The sequence below is a fragment of the Nonomuraea sp. MTCD27 genome, from assembly GCF_041950495.1.
Lineage (GTDB): Bacteria > Actinomycetota > Actinomycetes > Streptosporangiales > Streptosporangiaceae > Nonomuraea.
Window position 1 is genome coordinate 135,636 of sequence record NZ_JBGNUW010000018.1, and the last position, 20,546, is coordinate 156,181.

Annotated in this window: 18 protein-coding genes; 6 read left to right on the forward strand and 12 right to left on the reverse strand. The window is 71.5% G+C overall.

Annotated features, from left to right (window positions below; all coding sequences use genetic code 11):
* Nucleotides 1-13 precede the first annotated feature (13 nt).
* The 7 genes from ACBJ59_RS42580 to ACBJ59_RS42610 all read right to left on the reverse strand — a co-directional run bounded on the left by ACBJ59_RS42580 (nt 14) and on the right by ACBJ59_RS42610 (nt 6,457).
* The gene (locus ACBJ59_RS42580) at nt 14-1,219 is read right to left on the reverse strand and encodes a hypothetical protein (RefSeq protein WP_375115786.1); all 1,206 of its coding nucleotides are present in this window, start codon (nt 1,217-1,219) and stop codon (nt 14-16) included.
* Between the two features lie 43 nt (nt 1,220-1,262).
* A complete protein-coding gene (locus ACBJ59_RS42585) occupies nt 1,263-2,558 on the reverse strand; it encodes a DUF2252 domain-containing protein (protein ID WP_375115787.1) in 1,296 nt (431 codons plus the stop codon).
* A gap of 63 nt (nt 2,559-2,621) precedes the next feature.
* Nucleotides 2,622-3,605, reverse strand: coding sequence for a L,D-transpeptidase (locus tag ACBJ59_RS42590; RefSeq protein ID WP_375115788.1), 984 nt, complete (start codon nt 3,603-3,605; stop codon nt 2,622-2,624).
* The gene (locus ACBJ59_RS42595) at nt 3,602-3,988 is read right to left on the reverse strand and encodes a PadR family transcriptional regulator (RefSeq protein ID WP_375115789.1); all 387 of its coding nucleotides are present in this window, start codon (nt 3,986-3,988) and stop codon (nt 3,602-3,604) included. Before ACBJ59_RS42595 ends, ACBJ59_RS42590 begins: the two co-directional genes overlap by 4 nt.
* Nucleotides 3,989-4,038: 50 nt before the next feature.
* Entirely contained in the window at nt 4,039-4,812 is a 774-nt protein-coding gene (locus ACBJ59_RS42600; RefSeq protein WP_375115790.1) for an SDR family oxidoreductase, read from the reverse strand.
* Between the two features lie 12 nt (nt 4,813-4,824).
* Nucleotides 4,825-5,949: an acyl-CoA dehydrogenase family protein gene (locus ACBJ59_RS42605; protein WP_375115791.1), complete on the reverse strand. Its 1,125-nt coding sequence runs from the start codon at nt 5,947-5,949 to the stop codon at nt 4,825-4,827.
* Nucleotides 5,936-6,457, reverse strand: a complete 522-nt coding sequence (locus ACBJ59_RS42610; protein ID WP_375115792.1) for a flavin reductase family protein — start codon at nt 6,455-6,457, stop codon at nt 5,936-5,938. The genes ACBJ59_RS42605 and ACBJ59_RS42610 overlap by 14 nt, the downstream gene beginning before the upstream one ends.
* A gap of 229 nt (nt 6,458-6,686) precedes the next feature.
* Between ACBJ59_RS42610 and ACBJ59_RS42615 the strand changes: the two genes are divergently transcribed.
* The 5 genes from ACBJ59_RS42615 to ACBJ59_RS42635 all read left to right on the forward strand — a co-directional run bounded on the left by ACBJ59_RS42615 (nt 6,687) and on the right by ACBJ59_RS42635 (nt 13,903).
* Complete coding sequence (locus ACBJ59_RS42615; RefSeq protein ID WP_375115793.1) at nt 6,687-7,856, forward strand: acetyl-CoA acetyltransferase; 1,170 nt, start codon at nt 6,687-6,689, stop codon at nt 7,854-7,856.
* Nucleotides 7,856-8,290 (forward strand): Zn-ribbon domain-containing OB-fold protein, encoded by a 435-nt coding sequence (locus ACBJ59_RS42620; protein ID WP_375115794.1) that lies wholly within the window; start codon nt 7,856-7,858, stop codon nt 8,288-8,290. Before ACBJ59_RS42615 ends, ACBJ59_RS42620 begins: the two co-directional genes overlap by 1 nt.
* A gap of 913 nt (nt 8,291-9,203) precedes the next feature.
* Nucleotides 9,204-9,941, forward strand: a complete 738-nt coding sequence (locus ACBJ59_RS42625) for a GntR family transcriptional regulator (RefSeq protein ID WP_375115795.1) — start codon at nt 9,204-9,206, stop codon at nt 9,939-9,941.
* A 316-nt stretch (nt 9,942-10,257) separates the two neighbouring features.
* Nucleotides 10,258-10,746, forward strand: a complete 489-nt coding sequence (locus ACBJ59_RS42630; RefSeq protein ID WP_375115796.1) for a GNAT family N-acetyltransferase — start codon at nt 10,258-10,260, stop codon at nt 10,744-10,746.
* A 259-nt stretch (nt 10,747-11,005) separates the two neighbouring features.
* Nucleotides 11,006-13,903 carry a hypothetical protein gene (locus tag ACBJ59_RS42635; RefSeq protein ID WP_375115797.1) on the forward strand — a complete coding sequence of 966 codons (2,898 nt, stop codon included), beginning with the start codon at nt 11,006-11,008 and terminating at the stop codon, nt 13,901-13,903.
* 61 nt (nt 13,904-13,964) lie between these two features.
* Here ACBJ59_RS42635 and ACBJ59_RS42640 read toward each other — a convergent pair whose 3' ends face one another.
* On the reverse strand, nt 13,965-14,492 hold the full coding sequence (locus ACBJ59_RS42640; protein ID WP_375115798.1) for a DinB family protein: 528 nt from the start codon (nt 14,490-14,492) through the stop codon (nt 13,965-13,967).
* A gap of 123 nt (nt 14,493-14,615) precedes the next feature.
* Between ACBJ59_RS42640 and ACBJ59_RS42645 the strand changes: the two genes are divergently transcribed.
* Complete coding sequence (locus ACBJ59_RS42645) at nt 14,616-15,296, forward strand: copper homeostasis protein CutC (RefSeq protein ID WP_375115799.1); 681 nt, start codon at nt 14,616-14,618, stop codon at nt 15,294-15,296.
* Nucleotides 15,297-15,318: 22 nt separating this feature from the next.
* Here ACBJ59_RS42645 and ACBJ59_RS42650 read toward each other — a convergent pair whose 3' ends face one another.
* The 4 genes from ACBJ59_RS42650 to ACBJ59_RS42665 are packed head-to-tail and all read right to left on the reverse strand — an operon-like array spanning nt 15,319 to nt 20,533.
* Nucleotides 15,319-16,461 carry an aldolase gene (locus ACBJ59_RS42650; protein ID WP_375115800.1) on the reverse strand — a complete coding sequence of 381 codons (1,143 nt, stop codon included), beginning with the start codon at nt 16,459-16,461 and terminating at the stop codon, nt 15,319-15,321.
* Nucleotides 16,445-17,749: an FAD-dependent oxidoreductase gene (locus ACBJ59_RS42655; RefSeq protein WP_375115801.1), complete on the reverse strand. Its 1,305-nt coding sequence runs from the start codon at nt 17,747-17,749 to the stop codon at nt 16,445-16,447. Before ACBJ59_RS42655 ends, ACBJ59_RS42650 begins: the two co-directional genes overlap by 17 nt.
* Before the next feature lie 9 nt (nt 17,750-17,758).
* On the reverse strand, nt 17,759-18,946 hold the full coding sequence (locus ACBJ59_RS42660) for a class I adenylate-forming enzyme family protein (protein ID WP_375115802.1): 1,188 nt from the start codon (nt 18,944-18,946) through the stop codon (nt 17,759-17,761).
* Between the two features lie 33 nt (nt 18,947-18,979).
* Nucleotides 18,980-20,533: an AMP-binding protein gene (locus ACBJ59_RS42665; protein ID WP_375115803.1), complete on the reverse strand. Its 1,554-nt coding sequence runs from the start codon at nt 20,531-20,533 to the stop codon at nt 18,980-18,982.
* Between the last annotated feature and the right edge of the window lie 13 nt (nt 20,534-20,546).

The following is a 20,546-nucleotide window of genomic DNA, read 5'->3' on the forward strand; positions in this document are numbered from 1 at the left end:
GTTGCCAGAACTCCTAGAAGCCCTCGTCCTTGACCCAGAGCCGCAGCAGCCCCCTGAAGTGCTCGACGAACATCTCCCGCTCATGCGGTTGGTACGTCGCGAGCACCGTCTCCACCAGCAGCCGGTCGAACTCCGGCCCGGCCACCCACTCCAGCGTCAGCTCGTCGAGGCGCCCCAGGTGCCGCGCGCAGAAGTCGTGGTAGCGCTCGGTCTCGAAGTAGTCGTCCGCCAGCCGCCGGTATCGCGCCAGCCGCTCCTCGTAGCTCCCCTCGACGGAGAAGTAGTCGTGCGTCTCCAGGTCGATCCGGGGCCGCCGCCGGGTGGCCACGCAGAACACGCTCCACTTCACCAGCGTCTTGATCGCCCAGGGGAAGTAGTAGTGCAGGCTGGTCAGCGCCACGTCCGGGCAGGCGTTGGCGTAGTCGATGGGATGCACGTCCGTGCCCTTGACCAGCGTCTCGCAGGAGTTGAACTCCCACCGGAAGAACGCGTTCACCAGCCGCCCGATCGTGACGACCTCGTCCCCGACGGACGGCGACAGGAACTCGTGGTCCACGACGTAGCGGGCGTGCATCGGCTCCTCGGGCCGGAACCGCATCACCATCGTCTCCGCCCCGATGGACAACGACCTGGCGAACGCGTCGTAGCCCTGGACGGCCTGCTGGAGGTGCATGAGCATCTCGCCGCTCTCGTCGTAGGCCCGGTGCAACTCCTCCCGGTCGCGCACCAGGGACACGCCCCGCCAGGCCCCGCCGTCGTACGGCTTCATGAACAGCGGGTAGCCGATGCCCTCGGCGACCTCGTCCAGGTCGAAGGGCTCGTTGTAGCGGGCGGCGGTGTAGGCGTACCGGGCGTTGTCGAGCGGGTTCTTGTACGGCACCAGCACCGTCTCCGGCACCTTGAGCCCGAGCCGCATCATCGCGCAGTACGCGGTGTGCTTCTCCATCGACTGGAACGTGAACGGGCTATTGAGCAGGTAGACGTCGTCCATCATGGAGATCTTCTTGAGCCACTCGCGCGGGTGGTAGTACCAGTACGCCAGCCGGTCGATCACCAGCTCGTGACGCGGCTTGGCCCGCAGGTCGAACGGCTCGATCGTGAGCCGCTCGACGTCGAACGAGCCCACCCCCTCGATCGGCCCCAGCCGGCGCAGCAGGGTCTCGTACGCCGACGGCCAGTCCTCCTCCGTTCCCAGCAGCAGCCCGATCAGATGTCGCACAACGTGCCTCCTGCCTACCGCCCGCGCGGCGGTCGCAGGGAGATCACACGCCCGGGAGACGGCCGTTGCGGAACAGATCGACGAACCTTCGATGGTCTTCCCGGGCCTGTGCCCCATAACGGTGGGCAAAATCCACCAGCATCCCGATAAATCCGGACCTGTCGTTGCCGATCACCGCCACGATCGCCTCCTCCGTCGAGAAGTCCACGAGGTCGTGGCTGGACTCGTCGTCGGCGACCGAGTGCATGCGCGCCACCGCCCGCCCCAGGTCCTGCACGATCGAGCGCAGCTCGTCCGGCTCGTTGACGTCGTCCCAGTCCAGGTCGGCCGAGTACGGCGACACCTCGGCCACCAGCTGCCCCACCCCGTCGAGCGCGGTGTAGCCCAGCCAGGGATCGGCGTAGGCCTGCAGCGCCCGCTGCGACTCGGCCGTGCGGTGCCCCTGGTGCAGGAAGTAGGAGGCCACCTTCTCGTCGGTGATGTGCCGGGCCACCGCCGGCACCGCGGCCTGCTTCATGTACAGGATGACGTCGTTCTCCAGGGCCTGCGAGCGCCCTTCGAGCAGCAGGTTGTAGGAGGGCAGCCCGGCCGACCCGATGCCCACGCCCTTGCGCAGCGCCACGTCCTTGATCACGTGCTCGACGGGGTTGACCGTCACGGGCAGCGTGGCCAGGTAACCCTCGAACGCCGCCAGCACGGCCCGCCTGGTCGCCGCGTCCACGGGCTCGCGCCCCTCCATGAGCGCGAAGCGCCGGTCGTAGTCGTCGACCACGGTCTCCACGTCCAGCAGCGCCACGCGGGTGCTGAGTCGGGCGCGCTGGAGCACCCGGTGCAGCACGCCGCTGGTGGTGTCGAGGGTGAGCGCGCCGATGGCGTCGTCCCCGCCCGCGGCGATGGCGGCCAGCTCGACCAGGTACGCGCCGGCGAAGTCGGTCACGAGCATGCTGATGGAGTCATCGGACAGCGCCTTGGCGTATCCGAGCAGGGCCACGCTGCCGGCGAACCGCTTGAGATCCCAGACGTACGGCCCCACGTACGCCTCGTCGAAGTCGTTGACGTTGAAGACCAGGACGCCGGAGGCGTTCATGTACGTGCCGAAGTTCTCCGCGTGCAGGTCGCCGTGGATCCACACCCTGCTGGTCGGCCCGTCGAGGTAGGACTGGTCGGCGAAGCCGGCGGTCATGTCCGCGTAGAACAGGCAGGCGCTGCCCCGGTAGAAGGCGAACGGCGAGGCCGCCATCTTCCGGAACTTCCGCCTGAAAGCGGCGGGGTCTCGCTTGATCGATTCGCCGAACTCCGTCATGAGGACATCGAGCAGGAAGGAGGAGCGTGTGCCCATGCTCCGGACACTAGATCCGGATCCTCCGACCGCATACCCCGATCTTTCCCTGACGGGGTCCGGTCAGGCCGCGCGAGCCCGCGGCAGGCCGCGCAACCCCGCGCCGACGAGCACCAGGGACAGGGCGCCGAGCAGCACGCACTGCGCGCCGGCCGTCGTCCACTGGGGACCCTCGGGGAGGTTGACGAGCATCGGCAGCCGGGCCGCCAGCACCAGCAGCCCCGCGACCGCCAGCGCGAGCGCCCAGGACGGGGAGCGCCGCCGGGCCAGCACGACCACCGAGGCCACCGCCCACACCGGCACCGTCGTGCCCAGGTCCAGCCACAGGTAGAGCCACTCGGCGTCCTGCGGCCGCAGCCGGACCACCAGCCACGCGGTGCCCAGCAGCGCCAGGCCGGCGGCCGGCGGCGTGAGGGCGAGCGGCCACGGCCGCCGCCACGGCGTGACGTCGCTGTGGAAGCCCAGCAGCAACGCGATCACCGGCACCGCCACGAACACCAGGTTGGCCGCCTCCGCCGGCGGCCGGGGCCCGGCCAGGAACGCCGGGATCACGAAGTAGGCCACCGTCGGCGCGGCGCCGAGCAGGGCCGTGACCTTCGCCAGGAGGACGTGCCCTCGCATGATCGCCACGAACGCGACGGCCCAGCAGACGGCCGCCGCGGCGACGCCGATCGACAGCAGCCGGTCGGCCGAGCCGGGCGCGCCCATCAGGACGAGCTCGGGGCCGAACACGAGCGCGCGGATCAGGTCGGCCGCCACGAAGACGGAGCCCGTGCTCTGGTAGGCCAGCCCGAACAGCGCGACGAGCCGGACGGTCTCACCCCAGGCCACGAAACGGGCGGGCGCGCCCGCGCCGCCGAGCCGCACCCGCACGGACAGGGCCAGCACGCTGGCGATCTCGCCCCAGCGGGGGCGCGCGTTCGCCTCGTCCGGCGGGTCGCCCGCCGACTCCAGGAACGCGTCCACCATCTCCTCCTCGCGCCCGGCGCGGTAGGAGGCGGGCAGCAGCCGCAGCACGGACCGGTAACGCAGCTCCAGCAGGCTCACGCGGCACCCCCGGGGCGAAGCGACGCGGCGATCCTCGCAAGGAGGGACGCGGCGATGCTCGCGAGGAGGGATGCGGCGGCGCCGCCGGCGGCTCTGGCGCGCAGGCGTGCGGTGGCGGCACTGGCGGCGGCGGCCATCCGGGTGGCCTCCTCCTGGAGCGCGCGGGCGCCCTCGTCGGTCAGCCGGTAGTAGCGCCGCAGCCGCCCCTGCTGCGCCTCCTCGCGGTCGAGCACCACCAGCCCGGCGGCCGAGAGCCGGTCGAGCACGCCGTAGAGCGTGCCGATCTTGAGCTGCACGCGCCCCTCGGACAGCCGATCGACCTCCTGGACGATCCCGTAACCGTGCCGCGGCTCGTCCACCAGCGCGGTCAACGCCAGGAACATGGGCTCCGTTATATTCACCCTTCCACGATATCTTGTCTCGCAAGATATCGTCAGGGGTGCTGCGAGGAAACCGACACCACTTCGCCGGTCATGTAGGAGGAGTAGTCGCTGGCCAGGAAGACGATCACGTTCGCCACCTCCCACGGCTCCGCGGACCGCCCGAACGCCTCCTTGGCCGCCAGCTCGGCCAGCACCTCCTCGCTGGTCACCTTCGCCAGGAACGGATGCAGGGCCAGCGAGGGCGCCACCGCGTTCACGCGTACGCCGTGCTCGGCCGCCTCCAGCGCGACGCACCTGGTCAGCGCCATCACGCCCGCCTTGGCCGCCGCGTAGTGCGCCTGCCCGCGCTGGGCCCGCCAGCCGATCACGGAGGCGTTGTTGACGATGACGCCGGAGCCCTGGGCGATCATGTGCTGGAGCGCGGCCCTGGTGCAGCGCATGGTGCCGTTGAGGGTGACGTCGATGACCGCGAACCACTGCTCGTCGGACATCTCGGCGAGCGGGGCCGTACCGCCGAGGCCGGCGTTGTTGACCACCACGTCCAGCCGGCCGTGCGCCTCCACCACCGCGTCGAACAGCGCCAGCACCTGCGGCTCCGACGTCACGTCGCACGGGACGGCGAGCGGCTTGACGCCCGTGAGCTCGGTCAGCGCGTCGGCGGCGGCGGCCAGGCGGCGCTCGTGCCGGTCCGAGACGACGATGGTCGCCCCCTCCTCGGCGCAGCGCTTGGCCGTGGCGTAGCCGATGCCCGCGCCGGCGGCCGCCGTGACCAGGGTGACCTTGCCGTCGAGCAGGCCGTGCGCCTTCGGGTAGGGCGGTGACATGGGCTGCTCCAATCAGCGGGGGAGTCCCAGGGTGCGCTCCGCGATGATGTTGCGCTGGATCTCGCTCGAACCGGCATAGATCGTGTCGGCCCGGCTGAACAGGTAGAGCCGCTGCAGGTCGTTGAGCCCGCCGGGCTCGTGCACGAGCCCGGCCCGGCCCTGTACGGCCTGCGCCAGCTCGCCCAGCCTGCGGTGCCACTCCGACCAGTACAGCTTCGCGATCGACACCTCGGGACCCGGATCGGGGCGCAACATCCTGAGGGCGTTGAGCCGCATGATCTCCAGCTCCAGCCAGGCCCGCACGATCCGGTCGCGCAGCACGGGGTCGCCGGCCGCGCCCGTCCGCTTCGCCGTCTCGATGACGGCGGCCAGCTCCCGCCTGAACCCGATCTGCTGCCCCAGCGTGGACGCCCCGCGCTCGTAGCCCAGCGTGGCCATGGCGACCCGCCAGCCGTCGCCGGGCGCGCCGAGGATGTTGCCCGCCGCCGTCCGCGCCCCGTCGAAGAACACCTCGTTGAACTCCGAGGTCCCGGTGAGCTGCACGATCGGCCGGACCTCGACGCCGGGCCCGCCCATGGGGACCAGCAGGTACGACAGCCCGCGATGCCGTACGGAGCCCTCCTCCGTACGGCACAGGACGAAGCACCAGTCGGCCACGTGGGCCAGCGAGGTCCACACCTTCTGGCCGGTGACCACCCACTCGCCGTCTTCGAGCCGGGCCCGCGTCTGGACGTTCGCCAGGTCGGATCCGGCCTCGGGCTCGGAGTAGCCCTGGCACCACAGCTCCTCCCCGCGCTGGATCGGGGGCAGGAAGCGGTCCTTCTGCTCGTCGGTGCCGAATTCGAGGATGGTCGGGCCGATCAGGCCCTCGCCGATGTGGCCCACCCGGGCGGGGGCGTCGGCCCTGGCGTACTCCTCGTGGAAGGCGACCTGGTCCTCCAGGGAGGCGGCGCGGCCGCCGTACCGCTCGGGCCAGGCCAGGCACGTCCAGCCGCTCTTGCCGAGGTGGCGCTCCCACGCCAGCCGCAGCTCGTAACCCTCGTGCTCGCGACCGGGACCGCCGAGCCCCCTGGCGTGGGCGAACTCTCCGGTGAGGTTCGCCTCCAGCCAGGTCCGCGCCTCCTCACGAAGGCTCAAAGAATCCCCCGTAGCCGCCGCGGAAGAAGACCAGCGGCCCGCCGTCCGCGTGCGTGTCCAGCTGCAGCACCCGGGCCACCACGATCATGTGGTCGCCGGCCAGGTGCTCGGCCTCGACCGCGCAGTCGAGCCAGGCCAGCGCGCCTTCGAGCACCGGGTTGCCGCCGGGTGAGCCGGTCCACTCCAGGCCGGCGAACTTGTCGCCGCCCTTGCTCGCCATCTGCGCGCAGACGGCCTGCTGGTTCTCGGCCAGCACGTTCACGGTGATGACCTTGGCGCCGCGCACCCGGGGCCAGCTCGTGCTCGTGTGCGCCACGCAGAACGCGACCAGGGGCGGGTTGAGCGAGACGGAGGTGAAGGAGTTGGCCGCCAGGCCGCACGGCTGACCGGTCGCCGGGTCCACGGCCGTGATCGCCACCACCCCGGTGGCGAACCTGCCGAGCACCTGCCGGAAGCGGCGGCTGTCGAGGTGGCCGTTCGGGCTGTGCTGGGATGGGCCCGTCGGCATGGCGGCTCCGTTGCGAATCCTGCGCTGTGGGGGCGTCGGAAGGCCGCGACAGCCGTCCGGCGCTATGAGCCGGGCAGCGTGTGTGCTCATGGTCCGCCTCCTAGTCCACCGACTGCGCCTATCTTACCAAGCGCTTGCTTGGACGGTAGGCGCAACCGGAAAAAGCTGTCAAGTCGAGCCTCCGGACCTGCATTGACAGGGGCGAAAGAGGCTGCCTACCGTGACGAGTGTGCCCAAGCGCTTGCTTGATTTCCGTGACCGCACCGCCATCGCCGGGGTCGGCTACACCCCCTTCACCAAGGACTCCGGGGTCAGCACCCTGACGCTGGCCTGCCGCGCCGTGCTCGCCGCCCTTGAGGACGCGGGCCTGACGGCGGACGACGTGGACGGCCTGGCCACGCACCGGGTGGGCGACTCCGCCCCGCCCACCCTGGTCGGCCCGGCGCTGGGGCTGACGGACCTCGCCTGGCACCTGGACCAGTTCGGCGGCGGCAGCGTCTCCCATGCGGTCGTCGGCCAGGCCGCGCTGGCGGTGGCGGCCGGGATGGCCGAGACCGTCGTCTGCTACCGGGCCATCAACGCCCGCTCCGAGTTCCGCATGGGCGGGACGGGCCGGGGCGTGCCGGTCAGCCCCGAGGTGCAGTACCAGGCCCCGTACGGGTACGTGGCGCCGCCCCAGCAGTACGCCATGTACGCCCGCGCCCACATGCTCCGGTACGGCACCAAGGCGGAGCACTTCGGCCACCTGGCGGTCACCCAGCGCGCCAACGCGGCCAAGAACCCGCGCGCCCTCATGCGCGCCCCCATCACGCTCGACGACTACCTGGCCAGCCGGTGGATCGCCGAGCCGTTCCGCCTCCTGGACTGCTGCCTGGAGACCGACGGGGCGTGCGCCGTCGTCGTCACCACGGCCGAGCGCGCCCGCTCGCTGCGCCGCCCGCCCGTCCTCATCTCCGCCGCGGCCTGGGGCGGGGGCAGCTCCCACCTGTCGGGGCCGGCCACCGATCCCACGGTGACCGCGGCCGCCGCCCTGGCCCCGCGCCTGTACGCGCAGGCCGGGCTCGGGCCGGGCGACATCGACGTGGCCGAGCTCTACGACTGCTTCACGTACTCGGTGATCGTCCAGCTGGAGGACTACGGCTTCTGCGCCAAGGGGGAGGGCGGCCCGTACGTGGCCTCGGGCGCCACCTCCCTGGACGGCGCGCTCCCGGTCAACACGCACGGGGGCTTCCTGTCCGAGGGTTACGTCCACGGCATCAACCACATAGCCGAGGCGGTGTCCCAGCTCAGGGGCGACGCGGGGGATCGCCAGGCGCCGGGGGCCGAGGTGGCGCTGTCGACCGCCCAGCCCGGCTACATCCTGCCCGCCACTTCGGCCCTGATCCTGAGGAGGCCGTGATGGCCGCGTACCGTCCCGAGCCCGACCGCGACTCCCGGCCGTGGTGGGAGCGGGTCGCCCGGCGGGAGTTCGCGGTGCAGGAGTGCGGCACCTGCGGCAGGCTGCGGTTCCCGCCGCGGGCGTTCTGCCCGGAGTGCCGTACGGAGGTGTGGCGTTGGCGCGAGGCGGCGCCCGAGGGGACGGTGGAGAGCTGGATCGTCAGCCACCAACCGTTCGTCCCGGGGGCACGCGATCCATACCTAGTGGTAATGGTCCGTTTGGCGGCGGTGCCGGGGTGTCTGGTGTACGGCAACTGGCGCGGGGAGCGGGATCCGGTCTACGGGGAACGGGTGCGCGTCTCGTACACCGAGGTCAGAGACGGGTTGACTCTTGTCGACTGGATGCCCGAAACCAGCGGCTCCCTCCAGGACGGCGAAAATCCTCCCGCAAGTTGACCTTGCTCCAGAAATTGGATTGGTACCGGAAAATCCCACCAGTCCCACCATCCCGAAAGCTGCCCCCACGTTGGGCTCCGAGGGTTGATGATGAGGCAGTAGGCGTCGTCAGCGTGGACGGCTCGGACTTGGTGGCAGACGTGATCGAAACGGACTCGGTGGCGAACGTGACCACACGGTCACGCGACACGATCCTGCCTGCCTGCCGCCCCGGCCCCTGGCCGTCGCGCTCCGGAACCCGGGTCAGCCGCCCCGGGATCCGGGGGCGGGCGGCCCGTGCGCCGCCGGGAGAAACAACAAAGCCCCCATCGGGAGATGGAGGCGTAGATCGTGGTCGGTCCCTCGGAGGAAAGCGCGCCCTGGCGGGCGTGGGGGACCCGCCAGGACGCGCTTCCTGCCCCGTGTGTGACGGCGCCAGGACTCCGGCGAGGGATGGAGTCCTAGACCGTTGGCTCACACACGGAGTCGATGGGGGAGCGTGAAGGTCCCTGCTGCCGGCAACGTGTGGTGATGCGTCGAGCTGCACCGACCGGGTCATCGAAGCGATGCGTGACGGGGGCGCCACCCTCCTTGTTCCAGACAAAGGATCCGTCTTCGCACCGCACGGTCAGCTCAGTCAACACCGATAGCACGGACAAGCCGTTGCCATCGCTCTGACAGGTGTGGGTTGACCCCTGGTGGTGCAACACGTAACGCAGTAAACGTGTTGCTTCACATGGGTCATGCCAGGGCAGGTATGGCGTACCCGTGCGGACCGGCAACACTGGCCTTCACCCCCTCACCGGCCTTTAGATGGATTTGTACCAACGAATGGATGATGGGCCGGTCGAGGCGGTTCGGTCAAGGGGTTGTGGCCTGCTAGAACCAGATCGTCTAAATTGTTGGAACAAAAGGGGTGAAAGTGGCAAGGTCGGTGCTGTATCAGCAGGTGGCTTCGGAGTTGCGACGAGCCATCTACTCGGGTGTCCTCGGCCCCGGGGCACAGCTGCCGACCGAGGCGCAGCTCATGGAAGACCATGGGGTGAGCAGAAACACCGTACGACTGGCCCTTGGGGAACTCGTCAACGAGGGACTCGTCACGCGCACGCCACGGCGCGGAACGGTGGTCAGAGACCGTAGACCCCTGCTGATCTATCCGCAGCGGGAACTCGAGCCGCAACCCAGAGGGGAACTGCGGGAAGCCTTCGCCTATGCCGTGGCGCAGGAAGGCCGCGCGCCAAGCCAGTACATCGAGGTGCTGACGGTGTCTCCCGTCGAGGAGATCGCCAGCAGGCTGGAGTTGGCGGATGGGGAGTTGGCGGTGGTGAGACGCCGTCTGCGTTTCGTGGACGGCCAGCCGTACAACACCAACGATTCCTACTTTCCCCGTGACATGGTCGCGGATTCCGAGATCGCCAGGCCCGGTGACATCGCGCGAGGGGCGAACCGGGTGCTGGAGGAGTTGGGCCATGCCCAGGTGCGCGTCGTGGACGACATCTGGGCCCGCATGCCCAACCAGGAGGAGGCCGAGCGCCTCCAGCTCGAGCTCGGCACGCCAGTAATGGTCTATGTCCGAGTGGGTTACGACGGGGCCGACATGCCAGTCCGTGTCGCCGTGTCGGTGTTGCCAGCCGACAAACATCTGATCAGGTACGAGCTCGATCGCCGCTGACGAGCTCGGGGTGAAGGGGTGATCCCGCCGGCCGGGCGCAGCGAGAAATAGCCGCCTCGCTGGCCTGGGGGAGTCGTGCATACTCCCCTAAATCGCCATTTATCCATATATATCGGGTTGAGGCCCCGATTCGCCCCTATGCGACATTGCGTCATCACGCTATGCAGCATGGCGGACACCCCATGCAACGAAGGGTTGTATTATGCACACAAACACCCTCCTTCATCCGCTCTCACTCCGTAGAGCGGAACCAGCGGACCTTCCCGGCGTACTCACGCTGCTCGCCGACACCGCCGAGTGGCTCTATGCGCAGGGAGTGCGGCAATGGCCCCGCGGAGGTTTCGGTCCCGAGCGGATCGAGCCGCTCATCGACGAGCGGGTGCTGTACCTGCTGGACGACGAGCTCAGATATCTCGACCCCGACGAATCGGCCCCGCCGGTGGCGACCATAGCCCTCGACGATCACGCGGACCCGGAGTTCTGGACTCCGGCCGACGACCCGGGGGCGGCGCTCTACATCCACAAGCTGGCCGTCGCCCGTCCCTGGTCGGGCAGCGGTCTCGGGGACGCCCTCCTGGACTGGGCCTGCGCGTCGGCCTACGCGGCGGGTCTGCCCTGGCTGCGCCTGGACTGCGCCAAGGACAATCCCCGGCTGCAGGACTACTACCGGACTCGCGGCTTCCGCCACGTCCGTACGGTGGACCTGCCCCACCGGTCGTCCGGGGCGCTCTTCCAGCGCCGCTCGGAGGACGTGCCGATCACGGTCTTCCGTGACCTGACCCTCGCCGAGCTCATCAGCGCCTGATCACCCCCCTTCCGACGGCCCGGCCCCGGTTCCGGCGGCCGGGCCGTCCCATGTCGCGCGCTCCCGTACCGGCTTGCTGACGATTGCCAAAAGCCGTGATGAGCGGTGTGCTGCCTTCCGGAAAGCTGACGCCGGAGAGTCCCTGCACACTCACTACGAACCGGGGCCGCGGAGCAACTGAGTACGCCCTACTCATGTGCCGCGCCCACCCGCCCCGCACCCTGTAGGCCCGGACAGCACCGACACAGGGGAGCGGGAGATGGGCAACTGGGCGCGATGGGGCAGGGCACTGGTCGCCGCCGTGCTGGCGGCGGCGGGCCTGGCGGCCTTACCGAGCGGGTACGGCGGAGCGCCGGCGGCCGAGGCGCGGGCCGGCGCCCCGGCCACGCAGGAGGTGACCCTGCGCATCATGTCGGTCGAGTGCGCCTCGGCCTGCGACGCCACCGGGATCGAGAGCACGGGCATGGGCAAGCCCGACTTCTTCGCGGAGCTGTTCATCGGCTCGGCGTCGAAGACCACTCCCATCGTGGAGAACACGGCCCAGGTGTTCGTCCCGGAGGGCTGGACGCTGACGGCCCCGGTGTCCACCTCCCTGCCGTCGGTGGAGCTCGCCGTCCGCATCCTGGAGGACGATCCGCCCTCCGACCCCAACGGCGACGACGTGGCCGACGCCTCGCGCAGGAGCGGCGACACGGCGGCCCGCTTCACGCTCGACCTGGTCGACGGATCGCTCTCCGGTGACCTCACCGACCCGACGGGGTGCACGACGGGCGGCGGGGACGGGCATCCCGTGCAGGTCTGCTACAACATCCAGCCGTACAGCTTCCAGGACAGCGACGGTGACAGCTTCACCGACTACGCCGAGCACCGCGGCCTGGACTTCAACGACGACGGCGTCATCGACCTGCACCTGGAGCAGTGGGCGGATCCGCGGCGGCGTGACCTGTTCGTCGAGATCGACTGGATGGCCGGCCTCAAGCCCCGCGACGGCGTGCTGGCCGCGGTCGAGGGCGTCTTCAACAACGCGCAGGTCACCAACCCGGCGACCGGGGCACAAGGGCTGGCGCTGCACCTGATCGCCGACGAGGAGCTGCCGTTCGGCGAGTCGCTGTGGTTCGAGGACGACCGGTTCCCCGGGCCCGCCGACGACTTCGACGATCTCAAACTGGGCAGACCCGATCGGACCTGTACGAACGGGGGCGAGGACGGGCACTTCGGCACCCCCGCCGACCGCGCCGGCCCGCTGTGCGACCAGATCCTGCTGTTCAAGCGCCTCCACTTCCGCTACGGCATCTTCATCAACGGCCTGGGCCCGGCGACGGTGCCGGGGCCGAACGGCACCACGGTGCCCAACACCACCTCCGGCCGGGCCGAGATGGACGACCGCGGCGGCAACGACTTCGTGGTCTCGCTCGGCCGGCTCGCCGCGGCGGAGGACCTGAACAGGTACGGCGGCCGGGACAAGGCCGAGCAGGCCACGCTCCTGCACGAGCTGGGACACACCTTCGGGCTCGGGCACGGCGGGCGCCGGGACAACGGGACCGCGGACCACGTCAACTGCAAGCCCAACTACCTGAGCGTCATGAACTACCCGCTGCAGTTCGCCACGGTGGCGACGCTGCCCGCCGGCCAGCACCTCGACCCCGCCCGCCCGCTGGACTTCCAGCGGCTCGGCAACGTCCAGACGCTCAACGAGGCGGCGCTGGACGAGACCAGCCTGCCCGGCGTGCCCGGCGCGGGCTCGCGGCGCATCATCTGGGGCGGCAACGGCGCGGGCCTCTGGTTCCACGGCCCCGCCAACGATCGCCTCAACTGGAAGATGGACACCCTGCCCGACGGCACGCCCAAGCTGGAGTCGTCGGTCGCGGTCGACCTCAACCTCCTGACCAACTTCGGCGGGTGCGCCCAGCCCTCGCCCGGGCAGATGCTGGTCAGCAACCCCGACTGGGACCGGCTGGTCTACAACTTCACCAACAGCCCCTACTTCTCCGACGGCGTGCACGGGCCAGCCCTCGACGAGATCGACGCCGTGGACCTGAGGGGGCTGGCCGCGGCCGATCTCGGCGTGACCAAGACCGTGGACAAGAGGGACGCGGTGCCCGGGGACGAGCTCACGTACACGATCACCGCGCGGAACGCCGGGCCGGGCACCGCGACGGCCGTCTCGATCACCGACAACCCGCCCACGGGCCCGGACGTCACCCGTGCCCTGCCCGACCTGCCCGCCGGGCAGAGCTCGGAGCAGCGCGTCACCTCCACCGTGCCGTGCACCGTCACCGACGGGCAGGTGCTGACCAACCGGGTGACGGTCACCGGCCGCGACGGCTCCGGCAGGGCCGAGCCCGAGTGGATGCTGGGCGACAACACCGCCACGGCCACCACCACCGCCCACGTGCCCGGCCTGGCCGTGGAGGTCGAGGGGACCAGCTCCGCGGGCGCGGGCGAGGCGCTCACGTACACCGTCGCCTACCGCAACACCGGCTCCGCCCCGGCCACGGGCGTGGTCCTGACGCTGGAGGCGCCCGCCGAGGTGTCGCCGCGCACGCTGCGGCACGAGGTGGGTACGGTCGCGCCGGGCGCGTCCGGCACCGCGCGGTTCACGGTGCGCACCAGCCTGCTGACCGTCGGCGGGACCGCCGTCACCGTACAGGCCGCGGCCGAGTACGGCGGAGCGGGCGGCTGCGCCTACCCCGCCGCCACCGCCACGGCCACCACCACGGTCACGGAGCAGCCGCCCAGCCGCGATCCCCGGCCACCCGCGCTGTGGGTGGTCCACAGCGGCCAGTGGTCGGCCGAGCTGCTGGCCCGGGTGCAGGCCACCGACACCCGCTTCGACGGCGCCGACGGCTCCGCCCCCGACGGGGTGCTGTCGGCGGCCGAGGTGCGCAGGGTGCTCCTGCTGCCGGTGACGCCCCCTTCCCTGCTGCGGGCCGAACTGCTGGCGGTCTACCTGAACCTGGGTGACCGGCGCGTCAACGCCTCGACCCGGATCGAGTCGCTGACCGCCACCCAGCTGGGGACCGCGACCGTGGGCGCCGCGGCCAGGCACGCGCAGGCCACGCTGCAACTGCCCGCGACCCCGGGGAACCTGCTCCGCCACACCACGGCACACGTCCTGCTGACCTCGATCAACCTCAACATCAGCCCGCGCTACTGACCGGCCGATCTCGAACGCGCCCGCGGGCCGGTTCCCGCGGGCGCGTCCGCCTTCCCGCACATCACTGCGAGGACGCGGTGCGCAGCAGGCGCAACTGGCCGATCTCGGAGACGTTCTTCATCAGCTCCCCGTTCACCCAGGCGACCATGTGGGCGACGGTGTGCTCGGAGCCCTCCGGCCACGGGAACGGGGCGGGGGCGTCCAGGTCCGGGTCGGTGAGACCGTCCAGCACCGCCAGCCAGTCCGCACGGAGGCCGCGCAACCACGCGATGGCCCTCTTCCCGTCGCCCGGCCACGCGATCTCGGACCGCTCTCGCGGCGCCCGCCCCCGCGCGTGATCGATGGTCACGCTCCACCACCAGCCGATGTGCCAGCTCACCCAGGCGATCGTGGGGACGGGGACGGGATCGGGCTCGACGTCCGCCCAGTCCGGCATCCAGGCCCCCGCGGCGTCCGGGCGCACCGTCCAGCAGCGCGCGGCGGGCTCCCACAGGAAGTCCTCCGGCTCCAGCCGCTCCAGGTGGTGGTCGAAAAGGGACCAGGTGAAATCGAACTGCCAGCGCAGCAACTCACATCGGGACGCGTGCATCGGCCGATGCTGGCACGCCAGGGCCTCGACCGGCAAAAGGATCGCGGGCCGCCACGTGCTTCGCCCGAGGTCAGGCGGCACTTTCTGGCCCAAAGCGGCAAAGCACCATATAACCTCTCCTCCATGACCGGATCCCTGCTCGAGGTGATCGCGCTCAACGTGCGCGACGCCGTGGCCGCCGAACAGGGCGGCGCCGACCGGCTGGAGGTCGTCGCCGACATGGCGGCCGACGGGCTGACCCCCTCCCCGGAGACGGTTGCCGCGATCGCCGCGGAATGCCCCCTCCCCCAGATGGTGATGCTCCGCTGCGACGCCAACTTCGTCGCCGACCCCGACGTGCTGGACCGCCTCAGGCGCGACGCCAAGGCGCTGGCGCAGGCCGGTGCGGCGGGATTCGTGTTCGGCTTCCTGGACGGCGCGGGAGCGGTCGACCTGTCGGCCACCGAGGCGCTCATCCACGCCGTCTCGCCCCTCCCGTGGACCTTCCACCGGGCCGTCGACCACGCCGCCGACGTCCAGGCGGCCTGGCGGGCCGTGCGGCTGCTGCCCAACCTGGCCACCGTGCTCACCTCGGGCTCGCCCACCGGGGTGGGGAAGGGCCTGCCGACGCTGAAGGCGCGGGCCGACGCCGGCGACGGCTCGATCGTGCTGGCCGGCGGCGGCCTGAAGCCGGCCCACGTGCCGGCCCTGCTCGACTACGGCATCCGCGCCTTCCACGTCGGCTCCGCCGTACGGGCGAGCTGGTCGGACCCGGTCGAGTGGCGCCTCGTCCGCCAGTGGCGGGCGCTGGTCGAGCGCGACTGAACGATCAGGGCGGCCGGCGCGGTCAGGGCAGGGCCGCGTCCGCGCGGCGCAGGGCGGCGGCCAGCGTGCGGATCGTGGCGGGCTCGTCCATGACCCCGTCCCCGGCCGAGCGCCGCTCCTCCCAGGCCCGCACCCGCTCCCGGTAGGAGTCGTAGCGGGCCAGGTGGAAGGCGTAGACGGTGGCGAACCGGCTCACCAGGTGCGACGGGTGCATGTCCCAGCCCTGGTGGAAGCCGTGCCCCAGCGAGTGCCTGACCAGCTCGGCGTGCCGCCGCCACAACGCGTGCACGTCCGTCGTACGGTCGGAGGCGGGCGAGGCCGCCAGCGACCCGTCCGACAGCTCCACCCCCGTCCCCGCGAGCGCCGTCTGCATCACGTGCCGCGCGTGGTCGCAGGCGGGATGGTCGAGCCGCTGCTCGTGCGGCGGCAGCCCGATCGCGGCGGTGTAGTCGAAGACCCCGAAGTGCGCCGCCGCCAGCCGCCCGCCCAGCGACTCGTTCAGGTCACCGCGCAGGAACGGCAGCGTCTGCGGCGCCTCCACCTGCATCTCGAAGCGCAGCCGCGTCCCGAGCCCCGCCTCCAGCCGCTCCAGCACGGCCGCGAACTGCCCGAGGTACGCCTCCATCAACACCTTGGGAAAGGTCACCGTGAACCCGGCGGGCAGTTCCCCGGCCCGCGCCGCCACCCCGGTGACGAACCCCTCCAGCGTCCGCACCGACCGCTCCGGGTCCCCGTCGGCGAACGACTTCACCCTGGGGCCCCACCGCCGCGGCAGCGTCCCGGCCGCGTGCATCGAGGCGATCGCCTCGACGGCCCGCTCCACGTGCTCGTCCTCGACCGGTCCCGGCCGCACGCCGTAGCCGTCCTCGAAGTCGACGCGCAGGTCCTCGACGGGCTCGGTGGAGAGCTTGCGCACCACCCTCTCGTGCACGGCCGCGCCCAGGGCCCCGGGCACGCCGAAGACCTCGGCCAGCTCGCCGGGGCTCGGCAGGTGCGCCTTGACCAGGGACAGCGCCTGGTCGCCCCATTCGGCGACCGTGCGCGCGGAGAAGCGGTCGGCGGGGACGTAGACGGTGTGGACGGGCTGCGGGCCGGGCTCGGCCGCGGGGTAGCGGGCCTGCTGCAGCCGGTACGCCTCCGCGAAGCCCTCAGGGACGGCAGGCACGGAGCATGGCCTCCAGACCGACGAGCTTGACGCGTTCGCCCCGGCCCAGCGTGCGGGCGAGCTCGCCCTCCGCCGCCTCGATGCCCAGCCACTCCTCGTACGTCACCGGCGTCACCTCACGGGAGGCCAGCAGCGCGTCGATGCCTCCGCCGGGCACCCGCTCCCCGCCCTCCAGGTCGGCCAGCAGCGTGCGGACCGTGTCGGCCGCGCAGGACTTGTTGGTGCCGATCACCCCGGTCGGCCCGCGTTTGAGCCAGCCTGCCACGTATTCGCGATCGCGCACCCGACCGGCCTCGTTCGGCACGGTCATGGTCTCCTCCGAGAACGGCACCCCGGGCAGCGGCACGCTCTGGTAGCCCACCGAGCGCAGCACCATGCCCACGGGCAGCGTCTCGAACTCGCCCGTCCCGACCACGCGCCCCTCCTCCGACAGCCGGGTGCGCTCGAGCTTGAGCCCCTCGACCCGCTCGGTGCCGAGGATCTCCACGGGCCGCATCCAGAAGCGCACGTCGAGACGGCGCGGGCGGCCCACCGGCTCGCGGGCGGCCCACGCCTGCAGGACCTTGATGTTGCCCTGGACCTGGCGCGGGAAGTCGACGCCGGTGGCGACGACGGCCTCCTCGGGCCGCACGCAGACGTCGGCGTTGGCCAGGTCGCCCAGCTCGCGCAGCTCCTTCAGGGTGAACTTGGCGTGCTCGGGCCCGCGGCGGCCGACCATGTGGATGGCCTTCACCTCGCTCTCGCCGAGGCGTTCGAGCACCTCGTGCGGCACGTCCGTGGCGCGCAGCTCCTCGGAGGTCTTGGCCAGCACGCGCACGACGTCCACGGCCACGTTCCCGACCCCGATCACCGCGACCTCGGAGCTGTCGAGCGTGAACCGGTCGGGATCGACGTCGGGATGCCCGCAGTACCAGTTGACGAAGTCGGTCGCCGCCACGCTGCCGGGCAGGTCCTCGCCGGGGATGCCGAGCTTCCTGTCGACCATCGCGCCCGTGCAGTAGACCACCGCGTCGTAGACGCCGAGCAGGTCCTGGACCGACAGGTGCGACCCGAGCGTGACGCCGCCGAGGAAGCGCACCTGGGGCAGCTCCAGCACCCTGCGCAGGTAGTTCGCGATCGACTTGATGGAGGTGTGGTCGGGCGCCACGCCGTATCTGACGAGTCCGTACGGGGTGGGCAGGCGTTCGAGAACGTCGACCTCGACAGGCTCGGCCGACTGCTTGACCAGTGCCTCGGCCGTATAGATCCCGGCAGGGCCCGAACCGATGACCGCCACGTGCAACGTCACGCTGCCTCCCTATGCCGGTGATTGTGTTACACAGGGCACGCGTCCCACCAGATGCAACCGGCCAGTGTGATCGATGTATCCCCGGTCGCCGGTGCGGATGAACCCGTCCCTGGCGAATACCGCGTGATCGGGGCTCCTGCCAACGTAGCCGCTCATCACCGCTTCCGAGCGGAGCAGCACCTCGCCCCGCTCCTCCACGGGCAGGACGCGGCCCTCCCTGTCCCTGATGGACACGTCGACACCACCGCGCGGCCTGCCCACAGTCACCTCCGCGTCCTCCGGGGGGTCGTCGGGCCGGGTGCCGAGCCCCAGCCCGGCTTCGGTGCAGATGTAGCGGTTGCAGACGGGCACGCCGTACCTGAGGCGCAACGCCCTGATCAGCTCCGGACCGGCGGGGGCGCCGCTGGACAGGATGAGCGCCAGGGCCGGCAGGTCCCCGCCGCAGGCCAGGACCTCGGCCAGCTGGTACGGGCTGCCCTGCAGCACCCGGATCCCGTGGCCGCGCATCTCCCGCAGGGCGGCGTCGGGGCTCCATTCGGGCACGACGTGGCAGGTCCTGCCGGTCTGCAGGAACACCGGCAGCCGGGTGGCGAACCCCAGCCGGCCCAGCGGGTACGGCACCAGCCGCGCGTCCCCCGTACCCCACCGGACGCCGGCACCGTGGGCCCGGATCGCCTCCAGCTGGCGGTTGCCGAACACGACGCCCTTGGGCGGCCCCGTCGTGCCCGAGGTGAACGTGATGACGACCGGCCGCGCCGGGTCCGGCGGGAACGGCGGCGGTGGCGGCTCGGCCCGGCGCAGGCCGCCGAGCCGTACGGGGTCGTAACCCCGCCCGCGCCCGCCCGGATCGGCGGGCAGCGTCACCACGTCGAGCCCGGCCGGCGGCGGCGGCACGCGGGGAGCGGTGATGACCAGGGCGGGATCCAGCATGGTCAGCAGCTCGGCGCGCTCGATCCCGACGCCCGCGGTGACCGCGCCGATCTTGGCGCCCGCCACGTAGCAGATCACGAACTCGGGCCCGTCGGGCAGGGCGAGGACCACGACGTCGCCGACGCGGATCCCGCGATGGGCCAGCCCGGCGGCGACCTGATCGGAGAGCCGGTCCAGGTCGGCGAAGGACAGCTGTGTGGAGCCGGTGACCACGGCCGCGCGCTCCCCGAACCTACGTGCGGCCTCACCAGCCAGCAGGCGCAACATGGCAGCTCCTGGGGCGAAGGGCGCACTTCCACGCTACTCGCCTTGAGCCGTCCCCGGAGCCCGGCGCAACGCCTGCTTGTCCACCTTTCCGTTGACGTTCGTCGGGAGGGCGTCCAGCACGACGATCCGCTTGGGCACCTTGTAGTTGGACATGTTGGCCCGCGCCCACGTGAGCAGGGCCCCGGGGTCGGCCGTGACGCCCGGGCGCGGGACGACGTAGGCCAGCCCGGCCTCGCCCGACGCCGGATCCGGCACGCCCACGACCGCGGCCTGCGCCAGCGATCCCTCGCGCAGCAGCAGCGACTCGACCTCGGCGGGGGAGACGTTGAACCCGTTGACGATGTACAGCTCCTTCTTGCGGTCCACGATGGCGAGGTTGCCGGCCTCGTCCAGCACGCCGACGTCGCCCGTGTGCAGCCAGCCGTCGGCGTCGATCACCTCGGCCGTCCTGGCGGGCTCGTCCCAGTAGCCGCGCATCACGCCGTAGCCGCGCTGCAGGATCTCGCCGCGCTCGCCGGGCGCGACCTCCTTCCCGTCGTCGTCCACGACCCGCACCTCGATGCCGGGCACGGGCCTGCCGGTGGTGCGGGCGATCACCTCGACGGGGTCACCCGCCCTGGTCATGGAGACGACCGTGCCCTCCATCAGCCCGTACGCGTTGATCATGCGCTCCAGCCCCACCCGCTCGACCAGCCGTTCGATCAGGCTGCCCGGCACGGCCGCCGCCCCGCAGATGGCCACCCGCAGCGACGACACGTCCGAGGAGCCCCGGTCCAGCTCGTCCAGGATGCGGTGGAACAGCGTGGGCGGCCCGGCCAGCACCGTGATCCGCTCCGAGGAGATCAGCGACATCAGGGCGTCCGGCGCGAAGATCGGGATCGGCAACATCGTGGCCCGGCGCAGCACGCACGCGACGAGCCCGGCGTTCAGCCCGAACCCGTGGCTGAACGGGGCGATCACCGGGTAGCGGTCGTGCTCGTCCAGCGTGACGATCTCCGACCAGTCCCAGTAGCCGCGCAGGACCTGGGAGTGGTCGATCATGACGCCCTTGGGCGCGCCGGTGGTGCCCGAGGTGGACATGATCTCGCACAGATCCCCGGGGCGGACGGCGAGCGCCCGCTCCTCGGCCTCCTTGCGGGAGACCAGCGCGCCGAGGCCGGGTAACCCGGAGTCCTCGGGCACGACGACGTGACGCAGGCCGGGCAGCGGCGGCAGCAGGCCCGCCAGCGGGGCGTCCGACGGGCCCGCGCCGGTGATCAGCACCTCCGCGCCGGTCTTCCGGATGAGCTGGGCGGCCTCGATGCCCTTGAACCGCGACGACAGCGGCACGATCACCGCGCCCGCGTCCCAGATCCCGAACGCGTGCGCCACCCAGTACGCCGAGTTCACCCCCCACATGGCCACCCGGTCGCCCGGGGCGACGCCGAGCGCCATGAGGCCGCGGGCGATCCCGGACGCCGCGTCCCGCAGCTGCGACAGGCTCAGGCGCGCGCCCGAGGCGTCGGCGACCACCGTGGCGTCGGGATACCGTTCGGCCTGGTCGCGCAGCATGCGGGGGAGCGTCCCCCAGTCCGGCATGGATCCCATGGGCTGCCCCCTG